10 protein-coding genes are annotated in these 12852 nt (G+C 51.0%); 6 read left to right on the forward strand and 4 right to left on the reverse strand.

Translation table 11 applies throughout. From position 1 onward, the window contains the following. Together IO95_RS24635 and IO95_RS01895 are read left to right on the forward strand one after the other, a co-directional pair. A partial coding sequence (locus IO95_RS24635) for an autotransporter outer membrane beta-barrel domain-containing protein (protein WP_152554880.1) occupies positions 1-6012 on the forward strand: 6012 nt, incomplete at its 5' end. Positions 6013-6281: 269 nt separating this feature from the next. After that, a complete protein-coding gene (locus IO95_RS01895) occupies positions 6282-6752 on the forward strand; it encodes a hypothetical protein (protein WP_023492358.1) in 471 nt (156 codons plus the stop codon). A 310-nt stretch (positions 6753-7062) separates the two neighbouring features. Here the strand turns inward: IO95_RS01895 and cysS are convergent, their stop codons facing one another. From cysS to IO95_RS01910, 3 genes are all read right to left on the reverse strand, one after another. Continuing rightward, positions 7063-8448, reverse strand: coding sequence for a cysteine--tRNA ligase (gene cysS / locus IO95_RS01900; protein ID WP_023492360.1), 1386 nt, complete (start codon positions 8446-8448; stop codon positions 7063-7065). Between the two features lie 162 nt (positions 8449-8610). Beyond that, positions 8611-8895, reverse strand: a complete 285-nt coding sequence (gene nadS, locus IO95_RS01905; RefSeq protein ID WP_023492362.1) for a NadS family protein — start codon at positions 8893-8895, stop codon at positions 8611-8613. Between the two features lies 1 nt (position 8896). Further along, a complete protein-coding gene (locus IO95_RS01910) occupies positions 8897-9229 on the reverse strand; it encodes a type II toxin-antitoxin system RelE/ParE family toxin (RefSeq protein WP_037383603.1) in 333 nt (110 codons plus the stop codon). A 233-nt stretch (positions 9230-9462) separates the two neighbouring features. Between IO95_RS01910 and ppiB the strand changes: the two genes are divergently transcribed. The 4 genes from ppiB to purK all read left to right on the forward strand — a co-directional run bounded on the left by ppiB (position 9463) and on the right by purK (position 12548). Beyond that, positions 9463-9957, forward strand: a complete 495-nt coding sequence (ppiB, locus tag IO95_RS01915) for a peptidylprolyl isomerase B (protein ID WP_023492365.1) — start codon at positions 9463-9465, stop codon at positions 9955-9957. 10 nt (positions 9958-9967) lie between these two features. Further along, entirely contained in the window at positions 9968-10690 is a 723-nt protein-coding gene (locus IO95_RS01920; RefSeq protein ID WP_023492367.1) for a UDP-2,3-diacylglucosamine diphosphatase, read from the forward strand. Between the two features lie 266 nt (positions 10691-10956). Then, complete coding sequence (gene purE, locus IO95_RS01925; protein ID WP_023492369.1) at positions 10957-11481, forward strand: 5-(carboxyamino)imidazole ribonucleotide mutase; 525 nt, start codon at positions 10957-10959, stop codon at positions 11479-11481. Continuing rightward, complete coding sequence (gene purK / locus IO95_RS01930) at positions 11478-12548, forward strand: 5-(carboxyamino)imidazole ribonucleotide synthase (RefSeq protein WP_023492370.1); 1071 nt, start codon at positions 11478-11480, stop codon at positions 12546-12548. The genes purE and purK overlap by 4 nt, the downstream gene beginning before the upstream one ends. 2 nt (positions 12549-12550) lie before the next feature. Here the strand turns inward: purK and IO95_RS01935 are convergent, their stop codons facing one another. After that, a complete protein-coding gene (locus IO95_RS01935; protein ID WP_023492371.1) occupies positions 12551-12793 on the reverse strand; it encodes a type II toxin-antitoxin system ParD family antitoxin in 243 nt (80 codons plus the stop codon). Positions 12794-12852 lie beyond the last annotated feature (59 nt).

Here is a 12852-nt window from a genome sequence, read left to right on the forward strand (position 1 = left end):
TACGGCGGTACCACCCGGGCGACCGGCGGCACCGTGCTGTTGGGGGCGAGTAATGCCCTGGGGCAAACCCAGTTGTTGACGGTGGATAGCAACGCCCTGTTCGATATGGCCGGTTTTACCCAAACCGTGGGGGCGCTGGATAACCTCGGTGCCCTGACGCTCAATGGCGGCACATTAAGCAGTGACGGCCTGTTGACCAATAACGGCACCCTTAACTTGGCAGGTGGTACTCTCAATCTGCTGGCGGGTGGCACTTCCACCGCAGCCGATGGCCTGGCCGGTGCCGGCAGTTTGAATGTTCAGGGCGGCAGCTTAACCCTGAGCGCCGATAACAGCACCCTGTCTGCCATCACTACCATTGTCAGCGGTGCTGACGTCACCTTAACCAATACTGGTACCCTCGGCTCTGGTGACATCAATATCGCCGGGGCCCTGAACTTTAACCGTGACGGCAGCTTCGCCAACCGACTCCGTGGTAACGGGGTGGCAAATACCAACGCTAACGTCCAACTGACCGGCAACAGCGACTTTAGCGGTACCCAAGCTATCAATAGCGGCGGTACGCTAACAATCAACGAAGCCCGCAATCTGGGGGCCGACAGCGCCACGGTGGATTTAACCACCACTAGCTCTACCCTGGTGTTTGATGGCCTGATTGGCAGCGTCGCACAAACCCTGCAAGGTATCGTGGACTCCACCGTGAGTATTACTAATAACGCCAATATGTCACTGATTGGCGATAACAGTAACTTCAACGGGCTGTTTGCTATTGATGGCAACAGCACCTTGAGCGTCGCTGCTTTGCAAAACCTCGGGGCGAGTACGGTTGATATTGCCAGCGCCAGCCAGTTGATCTTCAACAATTTTGCCGGTGGTGCCTTAACGCAACTGAACAACAGTTTAAGCGGCGGTGGGAGCTGGGTATTGAATAACAGCCAGATTGATTTGTCTGGCAACGGCAACTTGGTCGACTTCAGTGGCCTGGTCGATATCAATACCTCTTCCAGTATCACCATCGACCAAGATACCGCCTTAAATACCGCGGCAATATTCAATGTTGCCAATGCCACCGACAGGTTGAATATTAATAGCAATGTTGATTTCACCTTGAATAATGTCCTGCGGGGCTCAGGGGCGGTGAATGTTAACGCCAGTGGTAATGCGTTTAACTTTAGTAGCAGCGTAGGGAGTGACTTTAACGGCACAGTGACACTGCAAAATACCAACTTCTTGCTCACTGGTGACAACACCGCCGCATTGACCAAGGCGACGCTGGCTCTGAACAGTGGCAGCGTGACTCAGGTTGGCGTTGCGAATACCCCAAGTACCGAAGCGATCAACGCCTTAACCATGAACGGCGGTACGCTGAATTTCTTTTCCGGCATTCCTGATGTCAGTGCGGATAGCATCATTCAGACTGAAGCCTTCACCGCAGCGGGTGGCGTGGTCAATATCACCGGGGACCTCTCCTGGACCAATAATGTGCCGACCATTCCGCCAGATTTGTCGCTGCTGGACCAAAACCGGGGTATGGCGGGGATGACCTTAATTACCGCCGATATGGCCAGTGGTGCCAATAATCTGACACTACAACTGAATGGTCAGCCTGTGGTACCCGATGCAGGCATAACCTCGGTCATTACACAAAATGGGGTCAATGTCGCGGAAGGGATTTACGACTATCACCTTTCTAACGCCAGCGTCACCGGCGCCATGGGGCTCTACCTGAATTATGAGTTGCACACGCTTAATTTGTTAACCGATGACCAAGATGCACTGGAGATCGCCACCAGCGCTGATGCGGCTTCGAATCGCACCCTCACTGCCAGGCTGACCGGGGTCGGGGATATTGTCTTCAATGCCGCAGCGGCACCATTAACCATTACCAACAGCGCCAATGATTACCGTGGTACAAGCACCATCTCTGGGGGGCTAGTGCTGCTGGGTGACAATAATTCATTGGGGCAGACCTCATTATTAACTGTCAACAACGGCGCTACTTTCAAGACTAACGGATTTAATCAAACAGTCGGTGCGTTAGATAATGCTGGCCTGATTGATCTGGATCCTAGCGTGTTAACCGCAGGTGTAATGAATAACACCGGTATCATTGATCTTGCTGGTGGTACGTTGATTCTTACCGACGGTGGCACCTCCAGTTCGGTAGGCGGTTTGACTGGTGGTGGTCTGTTAAATGTACAAGGGGGGAACCTGAGTTTAACCGCTGCCAATGACACCTTAAGTGCCAATACCCTAATTGCCTCTGGTGCAGCTATCAGCCTGAGTAATACCGGAAACCTGGGGACCAGTGCCGTAGAGGTGGTGGGTGCACTGAACTTTAATGGCAACGGCAGTTTTAACAATTTGCTCAGTGGCACTGGGGTGATTAATACCAATGCCAATGTACAACTCACCCATGCCAATACCTTCAGAGGGACACAAAGTATCAATGCCAACGGCACACTGACAGTGACTGCCGCCAATAATCTCGGGGATAGCAGTGCCAATATCAATTTAACCGATAGCACTGCCCAACTGATTTTCTCTGGTCTGCAAGATAGTGTTGCCAATAATATCCAGGGCGTGTCGAATTCGACCATTATCGTCAATAATAACGCCAATATGGCGCTATTGGCCAATAACGCTGGCTTTGATGGTCACTTCCTCCTGACGGACAACAGTGTGCTGAATGTCCCGGATTACCTGAATTTAGGCACCGGTACCATTACCATTGATTACGGCAGCAAGCTCAAACTGTTTTTCGATAACCTGGATGCGGCTACCCCAGCCAACTTGAACACCGTCGAGTCCATCAGTGGTGATGGCATCATTACCCTATTCGATAGCGCCATCAGTATTAATACCACTGACCTTACCAACTTTGTTGGGCTAATCAATATCGACGACGGATCCCGGTTGGACCTCAGTAGTGATCAGATACTGAACCCGCTGGCGACCATTAACGTGGATCAATCCATTGACACACTGAACATTAACAGTGCTGGGGCGTTCAATTTTGACAACAAGTTAATGGGTTACGGCGTTATCAATGTTAATACCAACAATACTGGCTTCAACTTTGGTGCTGATGTGGGTACCGCCTTTATCGGTACGTTGAATCTGCAAAATACTTCGTTCTTATTGGGGGGGAATAACACCCTGGCCGTCACCAATGCCCTGGTGATGATATCTCAGGGTAATATCACTACCGTCGATGATGGTGTGCAGAATATTGGCGCACTGGTGATGAACGGTGGCACCCTGGCTTATAACAATCTGGTGGAAAATAACGCAGTGGTGACGTCGGCCGGGACGATTGTGGCCAACACCATTAATACCACCGCCGGGGGTACAGTGAGGGCCAATCTGCCGACGACCCTTTCACCTAGCCTGGATGGTATCAATACGCTGGATTTAGATACCGGCGTGATGGTAGTTAATTTAGCCAAAGGCGCGGCAACCGGCAGCGGCAATGAGCTGTTGCTCACCAATACCGCTGGTGTGCCCATTGACACAACCTATTATCAGGGGATTACCAACCCCAACAGTGCCACGGTAGCGGCAATGGGCCTGTTCCGCTATGGCCTCAGTACCAGTAACCAGTTAGATGGACTCTATGTCAACTATGGTTTGAAGACGCTGGAACTGTTGACCAGAGATAATGAGGCGCTGACCCTAACCGGGACACTTGCCAATAATGGCACCCCGTCGAATAATCTGGAAGTGGAGATTATCGGTAGTGGTGACTTGGCTATCGACTCCCCTAACGACGGGACCATCGTTACCCTGAACGGCCAAAACAGCAATTACACCGGTGCCACCTTGATACGTTCCGGCATTCTGCAACTCGCCAGTAATAATGCGCTAGGCCGCACCTCTAACCTGTCATTAACCAATGGTTCCAGTGTGAATATTAATGGCTTCACACAGATCGTTGGCGCTTTAAATGGTGCGCTGGGTACCACAATCAATTTAGGCACCGGGCAATTAACCGTGGCTAATGGTGGCAACAGCAGTAGCCTGCTGACAGGAAGCGGCAATTTGATACTCAGTGCCGGTACCTTGACCCTGAACACTAATACACTGGTCTATTCCGGTACCACCACCATTAACAGCGGTGCCACGGCGCTACTGACCCAATCAGAAGCCCTGGGCCATGGCAACATTGTCTTGGCTGGCAACTTAATGGTTAATGGTGCAACAGGGAATTTAGTGAATAACCTGCAAGGCAACGGTAGCGCATCGTTTAATGAAAACGCTAAAGTGATCCTGACCGGGAATAACACGGACTTCAGTGGCACCTTTACCACTAATAGTAATGCGATGCTAATCGCCACCAACGCGCAGAATTTTGGTAGTGGTTCGGTTCTCAACAATAGCGTGCTGGCGTTGGATGTGCTCGATGATTACTGGCAGCTCAACACCGCCATCAGTGGACCAGGCACCCTCATCAAACAAGGGCATGGTACGCTGCAAATCAGCAACAGCATTGTCAGTGCCGCGACAACAGTGGTGGAATACGGCAAGTTGCTGATTGGTACCCCACCTGCTAATGCCCCGGCTATTCAATCGCTGGGCAGTAACGCGACCTTGACCAGTAATGTGATTGTACAAGATAACGGCATATTAGGGGGTGATGGGCAAATTGTCGGTAATGTCACCAACCGAGGGAATATTCTGGTTGGGCGCAGCGCCACCGGTTTGAATTACAGTGATTTTACTATCAACGGTAACTATATTGGCGAGAACGGTCATCTGTTCTTTGATACGGTGCTGGGCGATGACAGTTCGCCTACCGACCGGTTGGTGATCACCGGCAATACCTCTGGCCAGAGTTCAGTCACGGTGAATAACCTCGGCGGACAAGGTGCTCAAAATATTAACGGCATTCAGATTATTCGTGTTGGTGGGGTTTCCGCCGGGCAATTCAGCCTGAACGGGCGTGCGGTTGCCGGGGCGCTGGAATATTTCCTCTTACAAGGCACGCCAACTAATCCTGGTGATGGTAACTGGTATCTGCGTTCCAATTACGCACCAGCGCCGGAACCGGAGGTCATTTACCGTCCTGAAGCAGGCAGCTACATCGCCAATATTGCTACCGCTAACTCGCTGTTTAATACCCGTCTTGATGACATTGATACCCGTGTGGCAAACGATCTTACCGGGGAAAAAACCAGTTTGTGGTTACGCCAAGTGGGCGGTCGTAATAAGTTTAATGATGCTAGCGGGCAGATTTCCAGCGAAACCAACCGCTATGTCATTCAACTGGGTGGGGAAGTGTTTGAAACCCATCTCACTGAAAAAGACCACCTGGGTATTGGCCTGATGGCCGGTTATGGTTATGCCAGTGGCAGCAGCGAGTCTAACCAAACGCATTATAACGCCGACCAGAGCTTAAATGGCTACAGCCTTGGGGTCTATGGCACTTGGTATCAGGATGCGGCGCAACGCCACAGCCCTTATCTGCATGCCTGGCTGCGCTATGATTGGTTCGATGCCTCCGTCAATGGGCAAGAGTTAGCTAATGAAAGTTATCAAATCCATGGGTTGAGTGCTTCCGCAGAGGGTGGTTATCCGGTCCAGATCTATGATGGGGAAAGCAATAGCGGCTACATCACCCCTGAGTTACAACTGACGGTGAATGGTGCCAAGATGAACAACCAGACCGAAGCCAATGGCACGGTGGTGGAGCAGTCTGGCAACAATAACCTGCAGACTCGGGTAGGGGTCAAATTCTCTAACGACACGCGGATGGGTGGGAATAAAGAACAGGAAAACATCCTGACCACTTATCTGGATATCAACTACATCAATAACTCTCAGCTGGCAGGGGTTGCTATGGATGGCATGGAAATGAAACAAAATGGCAACCGCAATCTGGTTGAGGTTCGCCTGGGAGTAGAAGGTAAGTTGAATAAAAACTTCAGCGTCTGGGGCAATGTCAGCCAGCAGATCGGCCAGAACAGCTATGACGATAAGTCAGCGATGCTTGGGGTGAGGTATAAGTTCTAACTAGCTGCTGCACCTAGTCATGCTACAGGTGGGTATGGTGCAGGTTAGCTAACCGTCGAGCGCAGGGACGCGCGAGACGATCCCCTAGGGATAATAAGATATTTCAGCTTTATTAAGTGTTATACCCAAAATAATTCGATTTGCTGGTAGGCGGCAAATCAACGAGTCTCCAGCCATTGGCTTAATCAACATCATCCGGTCTGTTTATACTACAATACGTTAACAGTAGTGTATAAACACAGCCTCAAAAACCAGAAGTGAGATGAAAAATGATCAAACCATTGCACAAAATTTTACTGGCCTCCCTATTTGGTTTACTGCTTGCTGGGTGCGACGACAATTCAACCCCTGAAGCGACAGAGGAGAAAGCCAGCACGCTGAATGAAAAAGCTCAAAGTGAGCTCGGTACTCTTAAAGAGGCTGGCACTACCCAGGCACAAGAGTTGAAAGAAAAAGCAGACGCGTTAAAAGCGGATGCAGTTGAACACACACAAAGCCTGAAGGAAGATGCGCTGAAACATACACAAAGCCTAAAAGAAGATGCCCTGAAACATACGCAAAGCCTAAAGGAAGAGGCGCTGAAACACACCGAAACGCTGAAAGGGGATGTCAGCAACCAGGCACAATCGTGGCTTGATTCAGCCAAAGAGCAGGTCGATGCCTTCAAAAATGGGGATAGTGGCGAAGCACCACAAACTGATGGTGCAAACGATGCGCCGGAAAAATCAGAGGCTCCATAACCGGAGAGTATCCATATATACCCAAGATAATTCGATTTGCTTGTAGGCGGCAAGTGATGGAATCCCCAGGAGCATAGCTAACTATGTGACTGGGGTGATAGAGCACAGCCAACACCCAAGCAATTTGAAGAATGACGGGTATAGGCGTCCACGGCATGTCGCTGTTCCGCCTCATGCCCACCATTCCATCGGCTTAATGTAAACGGTATTAGGCGCGATTATTGAGTGAGCCGCACACAAACAAACAGGTTACCCAGCGTTGGCTGTGTAACCTGTTTTTTTAATGTGGGAATATGAAAACGTTTGAGAGTTACTTACGGCGCCAACTGGTACCTTGCGGCCCATCTTCCAGCACAATGTTCATCTCAATTAACCGATCGCGCGCGGCATCGGCCAACGCCCACTCTTTGGCAACACGAGCGTCGTTGCGTTGTTTGATCAGCCGCTCAATCTCCGCCACTTCGCTATCATCCGCTTGTGCGCCACTTTGCAGAAATTGCTCAGGTTGCTGTTGCAACAGCCCTAATACCTGACCCAGTTGGCGCAATTCTGCTGCCAAACCGTTAGCAGCGGCCAGATCTTCCCCCTTCAAGCGGTTAACTTCACGGGCCAGATCAAACAGCGCTGAATAAGCTTCCGGGGTGTTGAAGTCATCGTCCATCGCTTCACAAAAACGGGCTCTGAAGGCTTCGCCGCCTGCCGGTGTTGCCTCGGCATCAGTACCACGCAAGGCGGTATACAGACGTTCCAGTGCTGCACGTGCCTGTTTCAGGTTCTCTTCGCTGTAGTTCAACTGGCTGCGGTAGTGACCCGACATCAGGAAGTAACGCACACTTTCCGCGTCGTAATGGGCTAGCACATCACGAATGGTAAAGAAGTTGTTCAATGACTTGGACATCTTCTCTTTGTCGATCATCACCATACCAGAGTGCATCCAGTAGTTGACGTAAGGGCCATCGTGCGCGCAGCTCGACTGGGCTATCTCGTTTTCATGGTGTGGGAACATCAGGTCTGAGCCGCCGCCATGAATATCGAAATGGGTACCCAGTTGTTTGCTGTTCATCGCCGAGCACTCAATATGCCAGCCTGGGCGGCCTGCCCCCCAAGGGGATTCCCAGCTTGGTTCACCGGGCTTGGACATTTTCCACAGCACAAAATCCATCGGGTTGCGTTTTACATCGTCAATTTCTACCCGCGCTCCCGCTTGCAACTGATCCAGATCCTGGCGTGATAATTGACCATAATTCGGATCGCTGTCGATGGCGAACATCACATCGCCATTGCTGGCCACATAAGCATGATCTCTTGCCAGCAGTTGCTGGGTAATTTCGATAATCTCACTGATATGATGAGTCGCACGCGGTTCAAGGTCTGGGCGTTCAATCAGCAAGGCGTCAAAATCAGCATGCATCTCTGCCAACATGCGCGCGGTGAGTTGGTCGCAGGTTTCACCGTTTTCTGCTGCACGGCGAATAATTTTGTCATCCACATCGGTAACGTTACGCACGTAATTCAGCGAAAACCCCAGATAACGCAGATAACGCGCCACCACATCGAATGCCACAAAGGTACGCCCGTGACCAATATGGCACAGGTCATAAATGGTTACCCCACACACATACATGCCCACTTTACCGGCATGGATAGGCTTGAATTCCTCTTTTTGACGAGTCAGGGTATTAAAAATCTTTAGCATTGGGGTATTCCGTGGTGTGCGTGATTAATGAAGGTTAGTCCCAACCTATTGAAACCCGAAGGCTCCGCTATTGCAAGAGTCAGTATGACCAGAATCCGTACAAAAATGACCCCGCTCCTGCAAACTTAAGTGGCTACGGGGATAACAATTGGGGCCAGGTGCTTAATGTGCGGCCAATTGCTGGAAAAATTCAGGATTATCCCGAATGGTAGCCAACACCTTCGCTGCCAACCCGGTCGGATTACGCCGTTTGGCTTCCCAACTTTTTATAGTATCAATGCTGGTGCCCAGTGCCTTTGCCATTTCCGCCTGAGAGACACTGAGCTGCGCTCTTATGGCACGGACATCGGCAATCTCATAACGGGTAACACGGGCCGGTGCTTTAACACCCTGCTTTATCTCTACCGCCTCTTGCAGAGAGGTTTTCAGGTCATCAAACAAGCTCATTTTACGCCTCATCTTTAAGCAATTTGGTTAATTTTCTCAGTTCGGCCTTTTCCGCGTCAGTCAGATTCTCTTTGGTACTTTTCGGGTAAGCCATCACAAAATAAATAATTTCTTGAGTCGCCAGAAAATAAATCACTCTAGCACTACTACTTTTCCCCTGAAATCCGGTGACCATTCTGACTTTTCGTAACCCGCCGGTTTGCTGTATTAATTCCCCTTTATTCGGGGATTCGATCAACGCCTTCTGAAGTTCCTTAAGCTCATCGTCAGTTGCAATCTGCTTTATCTGTCGGGTAAACATCGAGGTCTCGATAAACACCATTCCATGACTCACTGGATCTACTCCCTTTCAAGTACAGTGTACACCAAAAAGGAGTACACTGTACCTTCCAAATTGTGCGTTGCCAAAAAAGAGCGTTAACATTGCGTCACAGATCGATAATCTGCCAGGAACAACCGAGACGCTCGGCTACTGACTGATTAAGCAAAATATGCTATAAAGCCGCCTTGATTGTTCACCATCCTTTCTTATGTGACATCTCACTTTATTTTGCTAGGACAAAAACTATGGTTACTTTCCACACTAATCACGGCGATATTGTTATCAATACCTTTGCCGACAAAGCGCCGGTTACCGTTGAAAACTTCCTGAACTACTGCCGTGAAGGCTTCTACAACAACACCATTTTCCATCGTGTGATCAATGGGTTTATGGTTCAGGGCGGTGGTTTTGAGCCAGGGATGCGCCAAAAAGAGACTAAAGCCACAATCAAAAACGAAGCCAACAACGGCCTGAAAAACAACCGTGGCACCCTGGCGATGGCGCGGACTAATGACCCACACTCCGCATCAGCACAGTTTTTTATCAACTTAGTGGATAACGATTTCCTTAACTTCCGTGGCGAAAATTCCCAAGGCTGGGGCTACTGCGTGTTTGCCGAAGTAGCTGAAGGTATGGACGTGGTTGATAAGATCAAAGCGGTGAAAACCGGCCGTAGCGGTATGCATCAAGATGTCCCTGTTGAAGATGTCATCATTAACAGCGTGACTGTCACTGAGTAATCAGCGCAACATGAGCACGCTGTTTATTGCTGATCTGCACCTCAGCACCCAGGAACCGGCAATCACTGCCGGTTTTCTGCGTTTTTTGCAGCGTGAAGCCATCCACGCCGACGCGCTCTATATTTTGGGCGATCTGTTCGAAGCCTGGATTGGTGATGATGATCCTGCTCCTTTGCACCAGGAAATCGCCACCGCATTGCAGGCCTTACATCAAGCTGGCGTACCTTGTTACTTTATTCACGGCAACCGCGATTTTCTGCTCGGAGAACGTTTTGCCAAGCAGAGTGGTTTAACTCTACTGCCAGAGCAACAAGTCATCGAGCTGTATGGTCGCCGCCTACTGATTATGCATGGTGATACCCTGTGTACCGATGACCAGGCGTATCAGGAATTCCGCCGTAAAGTACACCACACCTGGATTCAAAAGCTGTTTTTAGCACTGCCACTGCGCTGGCGCCTGAAAATCGCCGCCAAAATGCGCGCCCACAGCCGACAAACCAATCAGCAAAAGTCTGTCGCCATTATGGATGTCAACCCACAAGCCGTTGAGCAAGCCATAAGTCACAACAAGGTGCAGTGGCTGATCCATGGGCATACTCATCGGCCAGCAGTACATTCGTTGGTGCTGGGCAGTGGTCAAGCCAACCGCGTGGTATTAGGTGCTTGGCATACTGAAGGTTCAATGGTGAAAGTCACACCAGAAGCAGTTGAGCTGATCACCTCTCCTTTTTGACCCGTCAACAAGAAAATATTCCCCCTTTATACCCAAGTTCAATCATGATTGTAGGTAGGCGACAATCGAATGAATCCCTAGGAGCATAGCCCACTATGTGACTAGGGTGAATAAGAGCAGTCAACACCGCTGCAACTTGATTGGCGACGGGTATAGTCATGAACTTCACACACGCAACCGTTTTCCTCAGCCTATAGCCATGATATGCTTTACGCCCTTATCGAGCTACCAAGCCACCCTCAGCACCTTGACAGGAGCCATACCCCATGGGAGCCAACGCCTCTTCAGCCAATCATGCTGAAGTTAAAATCGCCATTGTAATGGGATCAAAAAGTGACTGGGCCACGATGCAAAACGCGGCCGACGTTCTTACCATGCTCAATGTTCCATTCCATGTTGAAGTCGTCTCTGCCCACCGCACGCCAGATAAACTGTTCAGCTTTGCCGAACAAGCCAGTGCCAAGGGTTTTGAGGTGATCATCGCCGGTGCCGGTGGCGCGGCACACCTACCGGGTATGTTAGCGGCCAAAACCCTGGTTCCGGTGCTGGGTGTACCAGTACAAAGCGCGGCGTTGAGCGGTGTTGATAGCCTCTATTCCATTGTACAGATGCCGCGCGGCATTCCGGTGGGCACCCTGGCCATCGGTAAAGCAGGGGCCGCCAATGCTGGGTTACTAGCAGCACAAATCCTGGCACTGCATGATAGCGCGTTGGCACAACGGTTGGCGGCTTGGCGTCAGGCTCAAACTGACGAGGTGTTGAACCATCCCGACCCACGGGAGGAAGCATGAAGCCGGTTTGCGTACTGGGTAATGGCCAGCTTGGGCGCATGTTGCGCCAAGCTGGTGAGCCGTTAGGCATTGCAGTTTATCCGGTGGGGCTAGATGCCGAACCAGAAGCCGTGCCCTATCACCATAGCGTGATCACCGCAGAAATCGAACGTTGGCCCGAGACCCCGTTGACCCGTGAGTTGGCGACCCACAGTAATTTCGTCAACCGTGATATTTTCCCGCGTTTGGCTGATCGCCTGACGCAGAAACAACTGCTCGACCAACTCCAGTTGGCGACCGCCCCTTGGCAATTACTGGCCAGCCCCAGTGAATGGCCCCAGGTGTTTGCCAACTTGGGGGAGCTGGCTATCGTTAAACGCCGCGTGGGTGGCTATGATGGGCGCGGTCAGTGGCGTTTGCGCCCAGGGCAACAAGAGGAATTACCCGCAGAGGCCTACGGGGAATGTATTGTTGAGCAGGGGATTAACTTCTCTGGCGAAGTTTCGCTGGTGGGGGCCCGTGGTCATCAGGGTCAAACGGTGTTTTATCCGCTGACCCACAACCTGCACGAGGCAGGCATTCTGCGTACCAGTGTAGCGTTACCTCGCCCCAACCCGGCCTTGCAGCAGCAAGCTGAACAGATGTTGACGGCGATTCTTAACGAGCTGAACTATGTGGGTGTGATGGCGATGGAGTGCTTTATCGTCGGTGATCGCTTGTTGATCAACGAACTGGCTCCCCGCGTGCACAACAGTGGCCACTGGACACAAAATGGCGCGTCCATTAGCCAGTTTGAACTGCACTTGCGCGCCATCCTTGACTTACCGTTGCCGAAACCGGTGGTGAATACCCCGTCAGTGATGGTGAACCTGATTGGTACCGCAGTTAATCCACAATGGTTGTCGCTGCCGTTGGTAAACCTGCACTGGTATGACAAAGAGGTGCGTGACGGGCGCAAAGTCGGTCACCTGAACCTGAATGATCCTGAGCCCCAGGCGCTGCAACAAACCTTACACGCCTTGGCCCCCCTGCTCCCCGCAGAATATCAAAGCGGTTTGGCCTGGGCGCAGGGCAAGCTGACTCAGTGAGTTTATACTCCCTGTTTCAGCTTTCTTTGTGCGGCAATTTCCCGTAGCGATAACGGGCTTTCACCACTTGTCAGCCCGGCGATAACCGCCGGGCGAACAGTTTCGTGATTTGCGTCCTGTTGTTCCAGCAATCGCAGAGCCGAGCACATCACTTCATTCGCCGAGCCGTAACGGCCACGGTCTATCAATCGATTGATCAAAGCATCAAACTGTTCATCAAGCGTAACGTTTATTGTTTTCGCCATTATGTCCCCCAGTATTAACAACCAATCAACGCAAGATCGAAATGCTTAAACTGAGGCAT

The organism is Serratia sp. DD3 (assembly GCF_000496755.2).